Annotated in this window: 19 protein-coding genes; 4 read left to right on the top strand and 15 right to left on the bottom strand. The window is 70.5% G+C overall.

The window, feature by feature from the left end; translation table 11 throughout:
• On the top strand, nucleotides 1–310 hold a 310-nt coding region (locus WH07_RS21065; RefSeq protein ID WP_046502250.1), incomplete at its 5' end, for a M24 family metallopeptidase.
• A gap of 236 nt (nucleotides 311–546) precedes the next feature.
• On the opposite strand, the gene ggt is transcribed toward WH07_RS21065, so the two are convergent.
• Nucleotides 547–2,382 (bottom strand): gamma-glutamyltransferase, encoded by a 1,836-nt coding sequence (gene ggt, locus WH07_RS21060; RefSeq protein WP_046502246.1) that lies wholly within the window; start codon nucleotides 2,380–2,382, stop codon nucleotides 547–549.
• Between the two features lie 105 nt (nucleotides 2,383–2,487).
• On the opposite strand from ggt, the gene WH07_RS21055 reads away from it, so the two are divergent.
• Nucleotides 2,488–3,201 carry a hypothetical protein gene (locus WH07_RS21055; RefSeq protein WP_046502244.1) on the top strand — a complete coding sequence of 238 codons (714 nt, stop codon included), beginning with the start codon at nucleotides 2,488–2,490 and terminating at the stop codon, nucleotides 3,199–3,201.
• Here the strand turns inward: WH07_RS21055 and WH07_RS21050 are convergent.
• The 9 genes from WH07_RS21050 to WH07_RS21010 form a co-directional block, all read right to left on the bottom strand.
• Nucleotides 3,122–4,009 carry an amino acid ABC transporter permease gene (locus tag WH07_RS21050; protein ID WP_079023409.1) on the bottom strand — a complete coding sequence of 296 codons (888 nt, stop codon included), beginning with the start codon at nucleotides 4,007–4,009 and terminating at the stop codon, nucleotides 3,122–3,124. The genes WH07_RS21055 and WH07_RS21050 overlap by 80 nt on opposite strands.
• 5 nt (nucleotides 4,010–4,014) lie before the next feature.
• Nucleotides 4,015–4,659, bottom strand: coding sequence for an amino acid ABC transporter permease (locus WH07_RS21045; protein WP_046502241.1), 645 nt, complete (start codon nucleotides 4,657–4,659; stop codon nucleotides 4,015–4,017).
• A 10-nt stretch (nucleotides 4,660–4,669) separates the two neighbouring features.
• Nucleotides 4,670–5,617, bottom strand: coding sequence for a glutamate ABC transporter substrate-binding protein (locus WH07_RS21040; protein ID WP_046502238.1), 948 nt, complete (start codon nucleotides 5,615–5,617; stop codon nucleotides 4,670–4,672).
• Nucleotides 5,618–5,625: 8 nt separating this feature from the next.
• Nucleotides 5,626–6,066 (bottom strand): DUF6278 family protein, encoded by a 441-nt coding sequence (locus tag WH07_RS21035; protein ID WP_046502235.1) that lies wholly within the window; start codon nucleotides 6,064–6,066, stop codon nucleotides 5,626–5,628.
• Between the two features lie 86 nt (nucleotides 6,067–6,152).
• A complete protein-coding gene (locus tag WH07_RS21030) occupies nucleotides 6,153–6,932 on the bottom strand; it encodes an exodeoxyribonuclease III (RefSeq protein ID WP_046502233.1) in 780 nt (259 codons plus the stop codon).
• A gap of 168 nt (nucleotides 6,933–7,100) precedes the next feature.
• A complete protein-coding gene (locus WH07_RS21025; protein ID WP_046502230.1) occupies nucleotides 7,101–7,733 on the bottom strand; it encodes an MBL fold metallo-hydrolase in 633 nt (210 codons plus the stop codon).
• 144 nt (nucleotides 7,734–7,877) lie between these two features.
• Entirely contained in the window at nucleotides 7,878–9,170 is a 1,293-nt protein-coding gene (pcaDC, locus tag WH07_RS21020) for a bifunctional 3-oxoadipate enol-lactonase/4-carboxymuconolactone decarboxylase PcaDC (protein ID WP_046502229.1), read from the bottom strand.
• Nucleotides 9,171–9,326: 156 nt separating this feature from the next.
• Entirely contained in the window at nucleotides 9,327–10,259 is a 933-nt protein-coding gene (locus WH07_RS21015) for a M56 family metallopeptidase (protein WP_046502226.1), read from the bottom strand.
• A gap of 16 nt (nucleotides 10,260–10,275) precedes the next feature.
• Nucleotides 10,276–10,662: a BlaI/MecI/CopY family transcriptional regulator gene (locus WH07_RS21010; protein WP_046502222.1), complete on the bottom strand. Its 387-nt coding sequence runs from the start codon at nucleotides 10,660–10,662 to the stop codon at nucleotides 10,276–10,278.
• 227 nt (nucleotides 10,663–10,889) lie between these two features.
• Between WH07_RS21010 and WH07_RS21005 the strand changes: the two genes are divergently transcribed.
• The gene (locus WH07_RS21005; RefSeq protein WP_046502220.1) at nucleotides 10,890–11,726 is read left to right on the top strand and encodes an undecaprenyl-diphosphate phosphatase; all 837 of its coding nucleotides are present in this window, start codon (nucleotides 10,890–10,892) and stop codon (nucleotides 11,724–11,726) included.
• Nucleotides 11,727–11,749: 23 nt separating this feature from the next.
• Here the strand turns inward: WH07_RS21005 and WH07_RS21000 are convergent, their stop codons facing one another.
• The gene (locus WH07_RS21000; RefSeq protein ID WP_157877399.1) at nucleotides 11,750–12,505 is read right to left on the bottom strand and encodes a hypothetical protein; all 756 of its coding nucleotides are present in this window, start codon (nucleotides 12,503–12,505) and stop codon (nucleotides 11,750–11,752) included.
• A 58-nt stretch (nucleotides 12,506–12,563) separates the two neighbouring features.
• Complete coding sequence (locus WH07_RS20995; RefSeq protein WP_046502215.1) at nucleotides 12,564–14,141, bottom strand: DHA2 family efflux MFS transporter permease subunit; 1,578 nt, start codon at nucleotides 14,139–14,141, stop codon at nucleotides 12,564–12,566.
• A 70-nt stretch (nucleotides 14,142–14,211) separates the two neighbouring features.
• Between WH07_RS20995 and WH07_RS20990 the strand changes: the two genes are divergently transcribed.
• Nucleotides 14,212–14,856 (top strand): winged helix-turn-helix transcriptional regulator, encoded by a 645-nt coding sequence (locus tag WH07_RS20990; RefSeq protein WP_046502213.1) that lies wholly within the window; start codon nucleotides 14,212–14,214, stop codon nucleotides 14,854–14,856.
• Nucleotides 14,857–14,880: 24 nt separating this feature from the next.
• On the opposite strand, the gene WH07_RS20985 is transcribed toward WH07_RS20990, so the two are convergent.
• The 3 genes from WH07_RS20985 to WH07_RS20975 form a co-directional block, all read right to left on the bottom strand.
• Nucleotides 14,881–16,362 carry a multicopper oxidase family protein gene (locus tag WH07_RS20985; RefSeq protein ID WP_052744494.1) on the bottom strand — a complete coding sequence of 494 codons (1,482 nt, stop codon included), beginning with the start codon at nucleotides 16,360–16,362 and terminating at the stop codon, nucleotides 14,881–14,883.
• Nucleotides 16,363–16,525: 163 nt separating this feature from the next.
• Nucleotides 16,526–17,104 (bottom strand): hypothetical protein, encoded by a 579-nt coding sequence (locus WH07_RS20980; protein WP_046502210.1) that lies wholly within the window; start codon nucleotides 17,102–17,104, stop codon nucleotides 16,526–16,528.
• Nucleotides 17,101–18,181: ROK family glucokinase (locus WH07_RS20975; protein ID WP_046502208.1), on the bottom strand; the 1,081-nt coding region annotated here is incomplete at its 5' end. The genes WH07_RS20980 and WH07_RS20975, both read right to left, overlap by 4 nt.

The following is an 18,181-nucleotide window of genomic DNA, read 5'->3' as shown; positions in this document are numbered from 1 at the left end:
CCACGCGCTCGGGCGGGTCTGCCGCTCGGCCGGCTACGGCATCCCGGACGGCTTCGGCGGCCGCGGGGTGGGCCGCTCGATGCACGAGGACCCGGGGGTGCCGAACGAGGGGCGGGCGGGGCGCGGTCTGCCGCTGCGCCACGGGATGGTGCTGGCGATCGAGCCGATGCTGATCGGCAGCGGTACGGACCAGCACTTCACGGCGCGGGACGGCTGGACGATCCGCACCCTGGACTCCAGCCGGGCGTCCCACGCGGAGCACACGGTCGCGATCACGGACGACGGCCCCAGGATCCTGACGGCGCTCTGAGCGAACGGCCCGGGACCAGGTGGCGAATGGGCCGGGGACCCGGTGGTGGAAGGCCGGGACCAGGTGGCGGAAGGCCCGGGACCAAGTGGCAGAAGGCCTGACGAGGCCCCGGACCCAGGCGCCGGACGGGCCCGGGCAGGGCCCGAGGCCCGGCCGGCTGTGGACCTGGCGAGGCCGCGCGCCGGACGGGCCGCGGGCCGGGCTGCCCGGTCCCGTCCGGCGCACAACGACACACCTCAGCGCTTGCCGCCCGACGGCTGCACCACCATCGCCGAGCCGCCGCCCCTGCGGACCTTCTCCGCCGCCGCCAGCCAGCGGCCGTCCGGCAGCCGCTGCACCCCGGTCGCCGCGCCGATCTCCGGGTTCTGTGTGAACACGTGCCCCAGCGCCTCCAGTTGCCCGCGCACCGGGCTGTTCCACAGCCCCGGCTCCAGCTCCGTCGCCGCCCCGTTCCGCTGGCTGGCGCGCGGGGCCGCGATCGCGTCGACCAGCGGCAGCCCCCGGTCCAGATGGCCGGTCAGGGTCTGGAGCACGGTGGTGATGATGGTCGCTCCGCCCGGCGAGCCGAGCGCCAGCACCGGCCGGCCGTGCGCGTCGAGCACGATCGTCGGGGAGATGGACGAACGGGGGCGCTTCCCCGGCCCCGGCAGATTCGGGTCGTGGACCGCCGGGTTGGCCGGGGCGAAGGAGAAGTCCGTCAGCTCGTTGTTGAGCAGGAAACCGCGCCCCGGCACGGTGATCGCGCTGCCGCCGGTCGACTCGATCGTCAGCGTGTACGCGACGACATTGCCCCACTTGTCCGCCGCCGTGAGATGCGTGGTGTTCTCGCCCTCGTACGTCGTCGGCGCCGCGGTCCCGCGGGCCGCGCACGGCGTGGGATGCCGCGGATCGGCGGGCGCGAGCGGGCTCTTGAGGACCGCGTCGTCCTTGATCAGGCAGGCGCGCGAGTCCGCGAACCGCTGCGACAGCAGCTCCTTGACCGGTACGTCCTCGAAGGCCGGGTCGCCGACCCAGCGGCCCCGGTCGGCGAACGCGATCCGGCTCGCCTCGATGAACCGGTGCAGATAGGCCGCCTCGCTCGCCCGTGAAAGGTTCGTACCCTCAAGGATGTTGAGCGCCTCGCCGACGCTCGTACCGCCCGAGGACGACGGCGCGATGCCGTACACGTCGAGACCGCGGTACGAGACCTTCGTCGGCGCCTGCCGCTTGGTCCGGTACGCGGCCAGGTCCCGGGTGGTGAGGTCGCCGGAGCGCACGACCCGGGTCGAGGCGGGGTCGACGGGCGGCTTGCGCACCGTACGGACGATGTCCTCGGCCAGCTTGCCGTGGTAGAGCGCGTCGGTGCCCTTGCGCCCCAGTTCCTCATACGTACGGGCCAGATCGGGGTTCTTGAAGACCGAGCCGACGACGGGCAACCGGCCGCCGGGCAGGAAGAGCCGGGCCGAGGCCGGGAAGTCCGCGAACCGCGCCTGGTTGGCCTGGGTCTGCGATCGGAAGGTCTCGTCGACGGTGAAGCCGTTCCTCGCCAGCCGCTCCGCGGGCTTGAGCAGTTGCCCGAGCGGCCTGCTCCCCCACTCGTCGAGCGCGGTGTCCCAGGTGGCGGGGGTTCCTGGCGTGCCGACGCTCCGGCCGCTGGTGACCGCGTCGGCGAACGGGATCGGCTTGCCGTCCTCCAGGAAGAGCGAGGTGCCGGCGGACTTCGGCGCGGTCTCACGACCGTCGATGGTCCGTACCGTACGGGACTTGGCGTCGTAGTAGACGAAGTAGCCGCCCCCGCCGATGCCCGCGGAGTACGGCTCGGTGACGCCGAGGGCGGCGGCGGTGGCCACCGCGGCGTCCACCGCGTTGCCGCCCTGCCTGAGCACCTCGATCCCGGCGGCCGACGCGTCCGCGTCAACGCTGGCGACCGCGCCCCCGTACCCCGCCGCCACCGGCGTCTTCACGGGTGTCCTCGCCGTGCTCGGGCCCGGCGCCGCCGAGACCGAGGACGGCGGCGCGGGCGCACAGGCCGAGAGCAGGGCAGCGGTGGTGACGGCCAGAACCGAGACATTCCACGCGGCGGAGCGACGCATCCGTACCTCCAGTCAAGAACTGTCGGGGCAGCGTAACTTCAGCACCCCCGCGCCGTCAGGACCGTCTCGAACGATGTTCGTGTGGTGCCTATACGATGCGCGCCCATGACTGACGACATACGCAACATCGTGCTGGGCGTGGTCGCCGCGGGCGTCGGCGCCGCTCTGGGCTGGATCGTCCGTACCTCTCTCTGGCGCCGCAAGCTCCGCCGCAAGCAGGCGTTCTTCGGGCTGCCGAAGAACTCGGAGTGCCTGCTGGTCGTCAATCGCGAGGCGGGCGGCGACGGTGCCGTGCACCGCCACGACGTGTTCGCGCTGCTGGAACTGGCCGCCCTGATCAAGGACTGCGGCGCGCACGCGGAGATCATCCAGCACGACACCGCACGGCAGGGGTTCGGTGAGCGTACGGAATTCTGCCTGGGCGGCCCCGCCACCAACCGTCGTATGGCCGCTCATCTCAGCTCGCTGCTGCCCGGCGTCAAGGTGACCACCGACCCCGAGTCCAAGGCCGACCGGGGCGCCTTCCAGATCGGTACCGAGCGCTATCCCGTCGAGCCGGGTGTCGCGGAGCATGTGCTGCTGGCGCGGCTGACCGCCGGCGAGGGGGCGCGGCCCGTCTTCCTCTTCTGCGGCCAGCGCGCCATCACCAACCAGGCCGCCTCGCGCTATCTGGCCCGCCACCACGAGCGGCTGGCCCGCAAGTACGGCGACTCCTCGTTCTGCCTGCTGCTGAAGGTGGTCAACTCGCAGGCGTACGGGCCTGATGTGGTGGAACTGGTCGCCGACGTGACCCGCGCGGCCCGGGAGCCCGCCGTCTGAGCCTGTGGGCACACCACGAGAGCAGCATGCACATCCCGATGTAGACCGGCGAGATCACCATCACCACCGGGATGAACGGCACGTCGTAGTCGAGATTCGAGGCGATGAGCTTTCCCGCGTGGAGGAACTCCTCGTAGGTGATCAGATAGCCGAGCGAGGTGTCCTTGAGCGCGACCACGAGCTGGCTGATGATCGTGGGCAGCATCGCGCGGACCGCCTGCGGCACCAGGACGTACGTCATGACCTGCGTCTTGCGCAGGCCGAGGGCGTACGCGGCCTCCCGCTGCCCGCGCTCCACCGAGTTGACTCCGGTGCGGAACACCTCGGCGAGCACGGAGCCGTTGTACAGCGTCAGCCCCGCCACCAGCGCGGGCAGGGCGCGTACCTGGAGCGCCACGAAGATGAAGAAGATCATCACCAGCACGGGCATGGCGCGGAAGAACTCCACCACGGCGGTGGCGAGCCACCGTACGGGCCGGTGCTCGGAAAGCCGGCCGCAGGCGAGGACACCGCCGAGGACCAGCGAGAGCACCGCGGCACAGGCGAAGGCCAGCAGGGTGTTGGCGAGTCCGCGCAGCAACAGTTCCTGGATGCCCTGGTAGGCGAAGGGCCGCCACTTGACGGCGGTGAACTGCCCGGTGGCGAAGAGGAGCTGGACCGCCCAGGCGAGCAGCGCGATGATCGCGGCCGTCGCCGCGAAACCGTACAGTCGGTGGCGTCGGAGCGCCTTGGGGCCGGGGATGTCGTAGAGGGCTGTCGACTCGGCCGCCACCGGCCGCACCGTACCCACGGGACTCACCGGGCTCATGGGGCTCACCGGACCAGTCCCCAGCGCTTCTCCAGCACATTGAACAGCGCGCTGATGGCCAGCGTGATGACCAGATAGCCGGCCGCGATCCATACGAAGGTCCAGATGATGCTGAAACCCCTCTCATTGAGGGTCTTGTAGGTGCCGAGCAGTTCCGTGACGCTGAACGCGCCCGCGATCGCCGAGTTCTTGGCGAGGGCGATCAGCGTCGAGCCGATGGGCGGGATGACCGTACGGAACGCCTGCGGCAGGATCACCGCGCCCAGGGTCTGGCCGAAGGTCATCCCGAGACCGCGGGCCGCCTCTCCCTGTCCCTTCGGCACGGTGCCGATGCCCGAGCGCAGCACCTCGCAGATGAACGCCGAGGTGTAGCAGCCGAGCGCGAGGACCGCGAAGAGCTGGAAGGGCAGTACGAGCCCGAAGCGCGGCAGACCGAGCAGGACCGCGAAGAAGAGCAGGGTCAGCGGGGTGTTGCGGAGCACGGTCACCCATACGGTGCCGATCGCCCGGAGCGACCGTACGGGCGCCACCCGGCAGGAGGCCATCAGGAATCCGAGGGCCAGCGCGAGCAGCGAGGCGTAGACCGTCAGCTCGACCGTGCCGAGGAAGCCCTCGCCGTAGAGGGAGAAGTTCTCGGTCAGTACGTCCAAGGCGGCAGCCTCACTTCGCCGGGTAGCGGTCGATGGGCGGGGGCGGCGCCGGCGCGCGGCCGGACAGACCGAGGGTCGCGTCGTACGCCCTGCGCCAGTCGCCGTTCCGCTCGCGCGCCGCGATGGCGTCGTCGAGCGCGAACCGCAGGGCGGTGTCGCCGCGCGGGACGCCGATGCCGTACGGCTCCTTCGAGAAGGGCCTGCCGACCACCTTCAGCGCGTCGGGCACCTTGGCGGCGTAGCCCATCAGAATGGTGTCGTCGGTGGTGACTGCGTCGACCTGGAAGGTCAGCAGATTGTCCACGCAGACCGAGTAGGTGTCGTACGAGACGAGTTCGGCGCGCGGGTAGTCGTCCTTGATCCGCTGGTACGGGGTGGAGCCCGCGGCCGAGCAGACGCGTTTGCCGTCGAGGTCGCGCGGGCCTTCGATGCCGTGCTCGTCGGTCCGTACGAGGAGGGACTGGCCGGCCAGATAGTAGGGGCCGGCGAAGCCGACGAGCTTCTTGCGCTTGGCGTTGATGGTGTATGTGCCGACGTAGTAGTCGATCTGACCGTTCTGCAGAGCGGTTTCGCGGTTCGCGGAGGCGATCGTACGGAAGCGGATCTCGTCCGGGGCGAAGCCGAGGGAGGCCGCGGTCATTTTCGCGATCTCGATGTCGAAGCCGGAGTAGACACCGGTGGCGGGGTCCTTCTCGCCCACGTACGGCTGGTCCTCCTTGGCGCCGACGACCAGATGCCCGCGCCTCTTCGCGGCGGACCAGGTGGGCGAGGCGGGGAGCCGGACGGCGGGGTCGACCCGGTAGCGGGGCAGTGAGCCGGGGGCGGGCCCCTTGACCGGCGGGCTGCCGGCCCTGCCGCAGCCGGCGCCGGAAGCGGCGGCCAGAAGCACGAGCGGGGCGAGCGCCAGTGCCGTCAGGGTTCGTTTCGTATGCGTACGCGTACGCGTGTCGACGGCCATCTGCGGCGTCAGGCCTCTGCCGCCTCCGCGTACACCTGGGACAGCTCGGGCGCGCCGTTGACCGCCCAGTCGAGACCGGCCTCGACCACCTGGAGCTCGCGCCCCGACGCCAGCCGCACCACCGGGTGTCCGCCCGGCCAGATGTGCCAGACCGCGCCGGGGACCGTACGAACGATCACCGTGCCGAGATAGAGCCCCGCGTCATTGCCCAGCCAGGGCAGCTCCTCGGGGTCGTCGCGCCAGCGCGGCGGCAACTGGTCGAGCGCCTCCAACGAGGCCGGGGAGTCGTCCAGTTGGAGACCTTCCCGTCCCGCCCGGACACGGAGCAGCTCGCACTCGGAGAGCAGCTCGGCCACCCCCTCCGGCTCGCCGCGGACGGCGGCGGCGAGCGAGGTGCCGCGATCACCGCCGTGCCGCTTGCGCCAGTTGTCCAGAAAAGGAATGTTCATACCGCTCAGAGTGCCACTCCCCCCGCCGCTCCACCATGGGGCACGCGGGACGGTGGCGCCTGGACGCCCGCTGGAACGTGTCCTGTCTAGATGTCGAGGTCGACGACGACCGGGGCGTGGTCCGAGGCGCCCTTGCCCTTGCGCTCCTCGCGGTCGACATAGCTGTCCTTGACGGCCGCCGCGAACGGCCCGTTGCCGTAGACCAGGTCGATGCGCATGCCCTTGTTCTTGGGGAAGCCCAGCTCGCGGTAGTCCCAGTAGGTGTACGGGTGGTCGTACTTGAGCGGGCGGGGCACCACGTCCGAGAGCCCCTCCTCACGCAGGGCCGCCAGCGCGGCGCGCTCGGCCGGGGTGACATGGGTGGCGCCCTCGAAGCGCGAGATGTCCCAGACGTCGTCGTCGGCCGGCGCGACATTGAAGTCGCCGAGGACCGCGAACGGGCGCGCGCCCGCCGTATCGTCCGCGACCGCCTTCCGCAGCGCCTCGAACCAGCGCAGTTTGTACGCGTAGTGGTCATGGCCGACCTCGCGGCCGTTGGGCACATAGACCGACCAGAGGCGGACCGGGCCGCAGGTCGCGGAGATGGCGCGCGGCTCCGCCACGCCCTCGTACTGCGGCCCCTCGGGCAGGCCCCTGACGACGTCCGACAGTCCGGCCCGGGAGATCAGCGCCACTCCGTTCCACCGCCCGTCCGCGTGCACCGCGGACTCGTATCCCAGCTCACGCAGCGGGTCGGCGGGGAACTGCTCCGCGGTGCACTTGGTCTCCTGGACGCACAGCACATCCGTGCCGCTGCTCTCCAGCCAGGCCAGCAGCCGGGGCAGCCGAGCGGTGATCGAATTGACATTCCAGGTCGCGATGCGCATGCGGACAGCCTATCGGCGGGGTCGGACAGTCGGTGTCCGGCCGGATCGGCGGAGCCCGCGGGACCGTCCGGCCACGGGCCGGACCCCGTCAGGTCCCGTCAGGTCCCGTCAGATCTCGTCGGATCCCGTCAGCTTCCGTCGGCTTCCGTCAGATCTGGGCTGCCCCCTTCAGATCTCGGCCGAGCCGCCCGGTGCGAGCCTGGCGTGGTCGGCGCCGCTCAGATTGGTGAGATGGGTGTCGTAGATGGGCCGGGCCAGCTCGGTCAGCAGCGCGTCATGGATGTCGTACGTACGCAGCGGCTTGACCTCCCGTACGTACTCGATCACCTCGGCGATCTTGTTCCAGGGCGCCATCACGGGGAGCATCAGCGTCTCGACCGGCTCGTCGGGGACGGTGAGCGCGTCGCCGGGGTGGAAGACCGAGCCGTCCACGAGGAAGCCGACATTGGTGATCCGCGGGATCTCCGGATGGATCACGGCATGCAGCTCGCCGTGCACCTGTACGTCGAATCCGGCCGCCGTGAAGTGATCGCCGTGGCCGACGGTGTGCACCCGGCCGGGGAAGGCGGCGGAGACCTGCTCGGCGACGCTGCGCAGCGTCCACAGCTCGGCCGCCGGATTGGCCTCCAGGGCCGCGCGCAGCCGGCCCTCCTCGAAGTGGTCGGGGTGCTCATGGGTGATGAGGACGGCGTCCGCGCCGACGGCAGCGTCCTCCTCGGTGAAGACACCGGGGTCGACGACCAGGGTGTGCCCGTCCTTCTCCAGCCGGACGCAGGAGTGCTTCTTCTTGATGAGCTTCACCGGTGACCGCCTCTTCTCTGGTCTCTGGGTGGATGTCTCTGGCGGGATGGATGCCTCTGGGGTTCGGCGGGCCACTTCCGCCGGGCGCCTCTCGCCGGGTCCCCTCGGGGGCACCTCTCCCGCGGTGCTCCTTACGCCATCGTCCTACGCCTCGGGTCTCGTCTCCTCCTGGATCACGGTCCGCACCACCCGGAACGCCGTGTTCGCGGCCGGAACCCCGCAGTAGACGGCCGACTGGAGCAGCACTTCCTTGATCTCGTCGGGGGTGAGGCCGTTGCGCAGGGCGGCCCGGGTGTGGAAGGCCAGCTCCTCCATGTGTCCGCCGGCGACCAGCGCGGTCAGGGTGACCGCGCTACGGGTGCGCCGGTCCAGGCCCTCCCTGGTCCACACCTCGCCCCAGGCGTAGCGGGTGATCAGCTCCTGGAAGTCGCCGGCGAAGTCGTCCGCGCCGGCCATGGCCCGGTCCACATGGGCGTCCCCGAGGACCTGGCGGCGTACCCGCATGCCCGCCTCGTACGGGTCCGGCCGCGCGGCGGAGACGGCCCGGGGCTGCTCGGCGGGGGCGGCCTCGGCGACCGGCCCGGCCGGCGCGGCGACGGCGGGCTGGAGCATCCGGTCGGGCAGCACGGTCAGACCGGTGGAGGTGTCGGACGGGTTGTACCAGGCGGTGGAGAAGTGGTGGACGAGCAGATCGGTCACGGCGGCGGGCTGCTCGACCGGCGCGAGATGGGAGGCGCCGGGCACCAGCGCGAGCCGGGCGTCCGGTATCCCCGCGACCAGGGTGCGAGCCTCGGCCGGTCCTGTGACCTTGTCCTCCGCGCCGACGAGGACCAGTGTCGGTACGGCGATACGGCCCAGCTCGGCGCGGATGTCGAAGGCGGCGAGCGCCTCGCAGGCGGCTATGTAGCAGCCGGGGTCGGTGGTACGGACCATCTGGACGGCCCATTCGACGATGGCCGGCTGGGCGGCGGCGAAGTGCCCGGTGAACCAGCGCTCGGGCGCGGTACGTGCCATCGGGTCGAGACCGTTGGCCCGTACGATCACCCCGCGCTGCCGGAACTCGTCGGCCGTGCCGAACCGGGGCGAGGCGGCCACCACCGCGAGCGAGGCGATCCGGTCGGGCCTGCGCAGCGCCAGCTCGGCTCCGACGGCGCCGCCGATGGAGCAGCCCACGTATCCGAAGCGCTGCACCCCGAGCCCGTCGAGCGTGGTCAGCAGCCGTTCCGCCAGCTCGGGAATGCTGGTGGCGGGGTGCGCGGGCGCGCCGCCGTGGCCCGGCAGGTCGTAACGGATCACCCGCCACTGACGGGCCAGCTCGGGCACCTGCCGGTCCCACATGTGCCAGGTGGTGCCGAGGGAAGGCCCGAGGACCAGGACGGGGGCGTCCTCCGGGCCGTCCATGCGGTATTGCAGGGTCTTGGTCATCGTCTCACTCACCCGCTCACGCTCCCATATCTCACAATTCCTCACGGGAGGGGGTGGGGGTACCGTGAAGCGACTCGCGCGTGCATCGTACAAGCGGCCCCGCCGGGAGCGGTCGCGAGCGCGACCCCCACTACGGCGACGCGCCATGGGTGAGCACCCGCTTAGGCCTCAGCGGGCGTGTGCGAGTTCCAGGAACCGGTGGAGGTCGTGAGCGGCTTCCAGGGCGCACAGACTGCTGGCCGCGAGCAGCGCCGCGGCGGCAACGAGCAGCAGAGGCGGGCTCTGGGGCGGGGGCGCGAGAAGAGCGGCGACGCGGCGTGGCACGAGGCCCGGGGCGGTACGGCGGCCCAGCATGCCGAGCGCGGCGCCGGGGACGCGGCCTCCGCCCCGGCTGCGCTTGGCGGCGACAGCGGCCCGCGCGACGGTTTCGGCGACCGCGCGACGGTCGCCGGTGCGGTGCGCGGCGTGCTCGTCGGCCCAGCGTTCGACGGTGTACGCGACGGTGTCGGCCAGGGGCCGCAGCAGGGGGTTGGCGGCGGCGGAGAGCTGCGCGAGGGAGACGAACGCGTAGTGGTGGTGGTCGAGGTGAGCGCGTTCGTGGACGAGAAGGATTTCGTGTCCGGCGGCATCGAGGGCGTCCAGCATGCCGTGGGAGATGACGATACGGCCGGGCAGTCCCGGCATGGCGTAGGCGTCGGCACCGGGGTCGTCGGTGATCACGACCCGGCCGGGGCCGGGCAGACAGGCCGCCTCCAGGGCCGCGGACCACAAGGCTCCGGCCCGGCGTGCGGCCATGCGGACGGCGGCGAGGACCGCGAGAGCGAGCAGGACGGCGCCCGCGAGGGCGGCCGGCCACGCGGCAGGGTCCTGACGGTCGATCACCTCCGGCGAGTAGCCCTTGAGGGAGGCGACGAGCGGGATACGGACCAGACCGGCCAACGCGAGCAGGCCCAGCACCACGGTGCTGGAGGCGGCGAGGACCAGACCGGCGGCGGTCAGCAGCCAGGTCGCGAGGCGCGGCTCCAGCCGACGGGCCAGCGGGCCGGCGCTCAGGCCCGCCAGGGCGGGGAAGAGCAGTGGCAGGTAGACGGCCAGATGCATGGCTGACGGCGGCTCTCTACTCCTGGGTGCCGAGCAGGCGGCGCAGCAGATCCTCGTCGTCGTCGGACAGTTCGCCGACGAAGCGGGTGAGGACCGACGCGCGGTCGCTTCCGCCTTCCATGACCTGGTGCATGTGCTTGGCGGTCAGTCCCGGCTCGTCGGTGACGGGGGTGTAGGCGTAGCCGCGTCCCCGCGGGGTGCGCTCCAGTATTCCGCGGGTGTGGAGGCGGGCCAGGGTGGTGGCCACTGTGGTGTGGCCGAGGGGCGCGGCCAGTCCTTCGACCACCTCGCCGGGGGTGAGCGCCTGGTCGGCGGTGTGCAGTATGGCCAGGATCTCGGCCTCCAGGGCGCCGTTCGCCCGCCGTCTGCCGCCGGACCCGGGGAGCCGTTCGTGAGCGCCCACGGTCGACCTCCCTCCACGCGTCGTCTACAGTCACCAGTAACTTCTATTCGCGAATAGAAGTTACTGTGTCATCCGGTGTTCCGCGACTCCCGGCTTCGCCGCCGCGCCGACCTGTACCGACAGGATGCCTCATGTGCGGTGGGCGCGGCGGCGGCAGGGCAGCAGTGGGCCCTCGTCCACCGCCGCCGGAAGGCCGGCGCCGTCCAACCGACCGAAGGTGAAAGCACGTGAGCGCGATCAGTGTGGGAGAGGCCGTCGTCCTGGGCGTCGTGGAGGGGGTGACGGAGTTCCTGCCGGTCTCGTCCACCGGCCATCTGAAGATCACCGAAGGGCTGATGGGCATCCCCGTGGACGACAAGGCCGTGGTCGCGTTCACCGCGGTGATCCAGGTCGGGGCGATCGCGGCCGTACTGCTGTACTTCTTCAAGGACATCGTGCGGATCGTGAGGGCCTGGGGACGGGGACTCGCCAACCGCGAGGAGCGGTACCACCACGACTACAAGTTCGCGTGGTGGGTCATCTACGCCACCGTCCCGATCGTCGCCGTCGGACTCGCGGCCAAGCCGTTGATCGAAGGCCCGCTGGCCTCGCTGTGGGTGGTGGCCGGATCGCTGATCGTCGGGAGCGGCCTCATGTGGGCGGCCGACCAGATGGGCCGGCACAAGCGCGGCGAGGACGACGTCTCCGTCAAGGACGCCATGCTCGTCGGATCCTCGCAGATCCTCGCCCTGCTCTTCCCCGGCTTCTCCCGCTCGGGCGCCACCATGTCGACCGGCCTCATCCTCGACCTCGAACGGGTGGCCGCCACCCGCCTGTCCTTCTTCCTCGGCATCCCCGCACTGACCGGCGCCGGACTGTACGAGCTGAAGGACGCCCTCGGCACCGGAGTGGACGCCCTCCCGCTGATCGTCGGTACCGCCGTGTCCTTCGCGGTCGCCTACGCCTCGATCGCGTGGCTGCTCAAGTTCGTCGCCAAGCATTCCTTCAACGCGTTCGTCCTCTACCGGATCATCATCGGCGTGCTCCTGTTCGGCCTGCTGGGCACCGGCGCCCTGCACGCCTGACAGTCACACCGCGCCGAACACGTTCAGCGGTAGCCGAGACCGGCGCCGACGCCGCTCGTCATGACGCGTCCCGTCCGTCCGAGGGCGGCCAGCCGCCGCAGGGACGTGATGTGCAGCGTGAACAGCAGCGGGACGGCGGCCGTGGGGATCAGGGCGAGCGGCAGTTGGGTGATCGCCTGTGTGGAAGGGGTCACGTCGAGGACGTGATTGCCGATCAGGATCGCCAGGCTCAGCGCCGCGACGAGATCGATCATGCCCAGCACATTGAACCGCACCGCGGTCCTGCGACTGGTGCCCTTCGCGATCCGGCGGGCGACGAAGGGCGCGGCGAGCCCGGTCGCGATGTCGCCCAGTCCGGCAGGCAGGGCGAACAGCGGCGGCAGATGGCCGAGGGCCATCATGATCAGGAACACCACCCCGACCACTCGGAACGTGTGCGGCTGTTCAAGACGGCTGAGCATGCCGGGGGCGGCGAGAGCACGAGCCACCACGGGAATCAGGGTGGCGGCCAGCAGGGCGATCAGTACGGCGGCAAAAGCGATCGGCAGCCCGGGAGGCCGCCCGGGTTTGTTCAGATACCAGCCGTTCGCGGCGATCAACCCGCTGACCGTGAACCAGCCACCGAGCAGCACCGCCGAACTCACACCGAGCCCGACCGCACGGCGGCGACCGAGCCCGGCCAGCTCGGCACCTCGATACAGCACAAGGCTGGTCGACCCGACCAGACCGGCTATTCCGGCGAGAGTGAGCACCCAGACATAGACGGGCACGTCAACCATCGCGGTCACCTCTTTCCGTACCTGATTGCCGGTGTCGTACCTGTCGGTTCAGCCTGAGTCATCGAACCGCGGCCTCTCGGTGGCCGGTGGTGTCGGCCGGCTCGGCCGCGTCGTCCGGTTCGGGCTGCTGCGGGGGCTGGGCGGGGAGGAAGGCGACTGCGAGCAGCGCGCCGGCGACCGCGACGAGTCCGGCCACGACGCAGCCGAGACTGAGTCCGTCGTGGAAGGCGTCGCTCGCGGCCTGGTGTACGGCCTGGGCCAGAGCGGGCCGGTCGGCGGCGAACTGGCCGGAGACACCGAACGCCGCTCCGACGGACTGATGGGCGAGGTCCGTCAGCCCGGAGGGCAGCGGTGGGAGGGCGCTGGTGAGCCGTGAGTCGTACAGCGTGGCGTAGACGCTGCCGATGACCGCGACACCGAGCGTTCCGCCGAGCAGCCGGGTGGAGTCGTTGATGGCGGACCCGACGCCGGCCTTGTCGGCTGCGACCGCTCCCATGATGGACTCGGTCGCGGGCGCGGAGGTCAGGCCCATGCCCAGGCCGTAGACGACCATCTGGATGGCGATGATCTCGTAGCCGAGCGCCGGGCTGAGGGTGCCGGCGACCCAGAAGTAGAAGATCGCCTGGAGGGCCAGCCCGGCGGTGACGATCGCCTTGGTGCCGGCACGGACCGCCAGCCGCGTACCGAGGGTCGATCCCACGGCGACGGAGACCGCGACCGGCAGCAGGTGGACACCGGTGGAGAGAGCGCTGTAGCCGCGGATGAACTGGAAGTACTGCGTGATCAGGAAGATGAACCCGAGCAGGGTGAAGAACGCGATGGTGACCGCGGCGCTGGCGGCGCTGAAGCGCATGTCCTTGAAGAGCCGCACGTCGAGCATCGGCTCGTCGGCGCGGCGCTCGCTGACGATGAACGCGATCAGCAGGATCACGGAGCCGGCGAAGCCCGCGAGCGAAGTCGCGGACGACCAGCCGTGGTTCGGGGCCTCGATGATGGTGTAGACGAGCAGTGCCATGAATCCGCCGGACAGCACCAGGCCCAGGTAGTCGAGGCGGTGCGGGGCGGGATCGCGCTCCTTGGGGACGAACAGGGCCACCAGCGCGATGACGGCCAGGGACACCGGGCCGAGGACGTAGAAGGTGCTCGCCCAGCTGTAGTGCTGGAGCAGGAAGCCGCCCACGATCGGCCCCAGCGCGATGGCGACACCGGCCGTGGCGCCCCACAGACCGATGGACAGCGCCCGCTCCTTGCGGCTGGTGAAGGCGCCGGTGAGCAGTGCGAGTGTGCCCGGGAAGGTCATCGCGGCGCCCACGCCCATCACGGCCCGGGCCGCGATCAGCTCCTCCGGCGAGCCGGCGTATCCGCCGACGAAGCTGGCCACGCCGAACACCAGCAGACCGGCCATCAGCATGCCCTTGCGGCCGAAGCGGTCGGACAGGCTCCCCGAGGTCAGCAACAAGGCCGCGAACACGAGGTTGTAGGCGTCCACGACCCACTGCAGCTCGGCGGTGGAGGTGTCCAGTTCGAGCGAAAGGGTCGGTAGCGCCACGTTGACGAGCGTGGTGTCGAGGTTGATCACGAACGACGCCGTGAGGAGGGCGACGAGCATCAGTGGTTTCGATGACGTACGAGTCATGGTGGAAGATTACACCTGGCTGGTTGATTTTCTATACCAATCACTTTAGCTCTTGCCGTACGCTGGGCGCATGCGGAGCTATGGTCAGTACTGCTCGATCGCCCGGGCCCTCGACGTGGTGGGGGACCGCTGGACGCTGCTGATCGCCCGCGAGCTGCTGTTGCAAGGCCCGTGCCGGTTCACGGACCTCAAGAACGGGCTGCCGGGTATCGCGGCGAATCTGCTGTCGGCCCGCCTCAAGGAACTCGAGTCCGCCGGGCTGCTGAGTCGCGAGGACGCCCCGCCGCCGATCGCCACCGTCCTCTACCGGCTGACCGAGTCCGGTCTGGAACTGGAGCCGGTCCTGAAGGCACTCGGGCTGTGGGGGCTCCGGTTCATGGCCGAGGAACGGCCGGACGACGCGTTCCAGGCACGGTGGCTGGCCTACGCCCCGGAGTGGTTCACCACCGACGACGAGCCGGACGCCCCGCCCGCGGTCATTCAGCTCGTCGCGTCCGGCGAGTCGGCCGTCATAGAGCTGCGGAACGGCCAGGTCCACACCCGGCTCGGCCGCGCCACCGACCCGGACCTCGTCCTGGAAGGACCGCCCCGCGCTGTGCTCGGTTTGCTCAGCGGTCTGATCGATCTCGAACGCGCCGGTCAGCTCGGTCTGTCCGCCAGCGGTCGGCGGGACCTGCTCACCCGCCTCCGCCCGGTCGCGCGGGACCGGGCGTAGGGCGGCCCGGTCTTTGCCACCGGGTCAGGCGCAGTGCAGCAGGAGCATGAATCCGAAGTCCATGTGGAGCTGCTGATGGCAGTGGAACAGGGACAGTCCCGGCTGGTCCGCGGTGAAGTCGAAGTCGAGGGTCTGGTAGCCGCCGAGCATGACGACGTCCTTGTGCAGGCCGTTGGTGGCGGTGCCGGCGATGTGGGTGACCTCGAAGGTGTGGCGGTGCAGATGGAGAGGGTGGATGTCGTCGGTGGCGTTACGGAACCGCATCCGGTAGCGCCTGCCCCGCTCCACCTCGATCACGGGCTTGTTGGTGTCCATGGAGAACGGCACGCCGTTGAGGGTCCAGATGTTGAATCCCTTGTCGGCCGCGTTGCGCTTCTCCACCAGCAGATCCATGGTGTGGTCGGGCCGCTGGGCGGTGGCGCCGCTACGGGCGAAGGTCCGGTAGTCCCAGGTGGATTTCGGTGGTGCGGTCCATCGCGCGGAACCGGTGCGGCCGGCGTACTCGACCACGGTGCCCATCCCGTTCTTACGGTCGTCGTCGGCCAGGTCGCCCAGTACCCACACGCCCGGGTGGTCCATCTCCACCAGGGCTGAGACACGTTCGGCGGTGCCGATCCACAGCACGGGCACGTTCGCCGGGCGGGGCACCGGATTGCCGTCGAGCGCAACCACGCGGAACGTGTGGCCGGGCAGGGCGAGGCTGCGGATCTCGGTGGCGCTGGCGTTCAGTACGTGGAAGAGCACACGCTCCCCGGACTTGACCCTGACCGGCTCGCCGTGGCCCAGTTTGCGGCCGTTGACGCTGAAGACCCGGTAGCCGACCTCGTAGCCGTGCGGCATGCCCCGGGCCAGCGAGTCGGCCATCGCCTTCTCGCCCTTGCGTTTCAGCTCCGGCACCTCGGAGCCCGCGAGAAAGTCCTGGGGCATGTCGCCGCCGTGGCTGAGAGACGGCTCGAACTCCTTCAGTGTCAGAAAGACCTCTTGGTCGTAGGCCCCTGGATCGAGTTTCGGCTCGATGTAGATGGGGCCCACCTGCCCGGTGTACGTGCTCCGGCCGAGGTCGCCGAGCGCTGCCACATGGGTGTGGTAGAAGCGGAAGCCGGACGGTCCTGGCGTGAAGGACTGGCGCCGCATACCGTGCGCGGGAATGAACGGCGTGCCCTCCTCCGAAGCCCCGTCCACCTCCGCCGGAACCACCTGGCCGTGCCAGTGCAACAGCTCTGGGATGCCGGTGTCGTTGTGGATGTCGACCACCACCGGACGGCCTTCGGTGAACCGCAGCAGCGGCCCGGGGAACTGCCCGTTGTAGGTCGTGGTGGAGACGACCGTGCCCGGCGCGAGTTCGACCCGCCCGCTCGCGATCCGCACCGTGTAGTCCGCCTTGCGCGACGCACCGGGCCGCGCTGCCAGCTCCGCGGAACCGCAGGACGAGACCGAACCGGCGCCGCCCCCGGCCAGCAGTACCGAGCCCCCCAGCTTCAGGACGTCACGACGGTCGATCGGCATGGCTCGTTCCCTTCCCGGCCCCACAGCGCGCCCGGCCGATGCCGGGGCTCGACATCACTCCGCACCTGGGGAATTCACTGCATGATTCCCGTGGAGGACGCCGTGATCCCGGTACCGCGGACCGAGACCACCCGAACGCCAGCGCACCGAGGGCGGGCTGGGGTCAGGGGGTGGTGGTGGAGACGACGAACACCCGGGGGAAGGCCGGTTCCGTGAGGTCGACCACCACGTCCTGGCTGGGCCGCGGTGCCTTCTGGCGGTGGCTGGTGCCCGCCCAGTCATGGCCCGGCAGCCCGAAGTTCCAGCCGACGGTACGGAGATCGCGCGGCCCGATGGTGATGGCGCCGTCCTTGAGCGCGGACCGGTCGGTGCCCATGTCGGTGAGGAAGGTGTCGAGCTGGGTGGAGGTGACGTCGAACTGTACGTACAGTCTGCTGGTCTTCCAGTTGCTCGTCTCGTAGTACCGCACCCGGGTGGCTCCGCCGGGAATCGGCACCTCGAAGATCCGGCGCTTCATCCTGGACGGACGGACATGCTGGAGTCCGGTGGCGGAGGACTCGGCCTCCTTGTCCCGGCCGCTCTCCCGGCTCTGCCCCGCGGAGATCACCAGATAGCCGGCCGGGATACCGATGAGCAGCACGATCACGATGGCCGTCAGCCAGCGCCGCCGGTTGCGGTGCCGCCGCTCCTCCGGCGGTTTCCCGGCCTCGTCCGTGGCCGGCAGCGGTCGGGACAGCGTCATGACGGCGGTTCCTGGCTCGTACGAGGAGTGCGGATGGCCTGGGCGTAGCGCTCGTACCGCTCATGGCGCTCCACACGGCGGCGCTTGGCGCGGCGGAAGCGCCTGGCCACCAGCCGGGAGAGATCGGCGGCTCCGACCATGCCGGCCTCCGGGCCGAGCTGCGCCTTGGTGATCCTGGCCTCGGGGCGGTAGCCGCGGCCGGTGAGATGGCGGCGGAAGGCGTCACGGGCCGGGCCGATCAGCAGATCGTCGGCCGCGCTGACCCCGCCGCCGATGACAAAGCAGGACGGATCGAGGGCAGCGGCCAGATTGGCGATGCCGACACCGAGCCACTGGCCGATGTCCTGGAACAGCTCGACACACATGGCGTCGCCCTCACGCGCGAGCTCGGTGATCAACGGGCCCGTGATGTCCTGCACATTGCCCTTGACCCGGTCGATGATGCTGTACGCGACCGGCGAGTCCGCGGCGGCCAGCTCCCTGGCCTCCCGCACGAGCGCGTTACCCGAGCTGTACTGCTCCCAGCAGCCCCGGTTGCCGCACGGGCAGCGGTGCCCGCCCGGTACGACCTGCATATGGCCGAACTCACCGGCGACCCCGTACTTGCCGCGCTTGACCCGGCCGTCCTCCAGGATGGCCCCGCCGATCCCGGTACCGAGCGTGATCATGACGAGATGGTCCTCGCCGCGCCCCGCACCGAAACGCCACTCCGCCCAGGCAGCGGCGTTGGCGTCGTTGTCAACCATCACCGGGACAGCGAGCCGGGCGGAGAGCGCATCCCTGAGCGGTTCGTCGCGCCACGCAAGATGCGGCGCGAACAGCACCTTGGACCGGTCCGCATCGACCCAGCCGGCCGCACCGATGCCCACAGCATGCACATCGTGACGGTCGGAGAGATCAAGAACCAGCTCCACGATGGTGTCCTCGACAACCCGCGGACTCTTGGACTTGTCCGGAGTCTCCGTGCGGAGCTTCTCCAGGATGTTGCCGTCCGGGTCGACGACCCCGGCCATCACCTTCGTACCGCCAATGTCGATACCGACGGTCGGGACCCGGGGCGCGGTGAGCAGCGAGCGG

The organism is Streptomyces odonnellii (assembly GCF_000981895.1).
In the GTDB taxonomy this organism is placed as follows: Bacteria; Actinomycetota; Actinomycetes; order Streptomycetales; family Streptomycetaceae; genus Streptomyces; species Streptomyces odonnellii.
This window is presented reverse-complemented; position numbering and strand designations above follow the sequence as displayed.

What these genes read in the sequence shown, in the direction of transcription:
- ggt (WP_046502246.1), bottom strand. Translation starts at nt 2,382, where the DNA reads ATGCGTCGCTCCGCCGCGTGGAATGTCTCGGTTCTGGCCGTCACCACC.
- WH07_RS21055 (WP_046502244.1), top strand. Translation starts at nt 2,488, where the DNA reads ATGACTGACGACATACGCAACATCGTGCTGGGCGTGGTCGCCGCGGGC.
- WH07_RS21050 (WP_079023409.1), bottom strand. Translation starts at nt 4,009, where the DNA reads ATGAGCCCGGTGAGTCCCGTGGGTACGGTGCGGCCGGTGGCGGCCGAG.
- WH07_RS21040 (WP_046502238.1), bottom strand. Translation starts at nt 5,617, where the DNA reads ATGGCCGTCGACACGCGTACGCGTACGCATACGAAACGAACCCTGACG.
- WH07_RS21035 (WP_046502235.1), bottom strand. Translation starts at nt 6,066, where the DNA reads ATGAACATTCCTTTTCTGGACAACTGGCGCAAGCGGCACGGCGGTGAT.
- WH07_RS21030 (WP_046502233.1), bottom strand. Translation starts at nt 6,932, where the DNA reads ATGCGCATCGCGACCTGGAATGTCAATTCGATCACCGCTCGGCTGCCC.
- WH07_RS21015 (WP_046502226.1), bottom strand. Translation starts at nt 10,259, where the DNA reads ATGCATCTGGCCGTCTACCTGCCACTGCTCTTCCCCGCCCTGGCGGGC.
- WH07_RS21000 (WP_157877399.1), bottom strand. Translation starts at nt 12,505, where the DNA reads ATGGTTGACGTGCCCGTCTATGTCTGGGTGCTCACTCTCGCCGGAATA.
- WH07_RS20995 (WP_046502215.1), bottom strand. Translation starts at nt 14,141, where the DNA reads ATGACTCGTACGTCATCGAAACCACTGATGCTCGTCGCCCTCCTCACG.
- WH07_RS20990 (WP_046502213.1), top strand. Translation starts at nt 14,212, where the DNA reads ATGCGGAGCTATGGTCAGTACTGCTCGATCGCCCGGGCCCTCGACGTG.
- WH07_RS20985 (WP_052744494.1), bottom strand. Translation starts at nt 16,362, where the DNA reads ATGCCGATCGACCGTCGTGACGTCCTGAAGCTGGGGGGCTCGGTACTG.
- WH07_RS20980 (WP_046502210.1), bottom strand. Translation starts at nt 17,104, where the DNA reads ATGACGCTGTCCCGACCGCTGCCGGCCACGGACGAGGCCGGGAAACCG.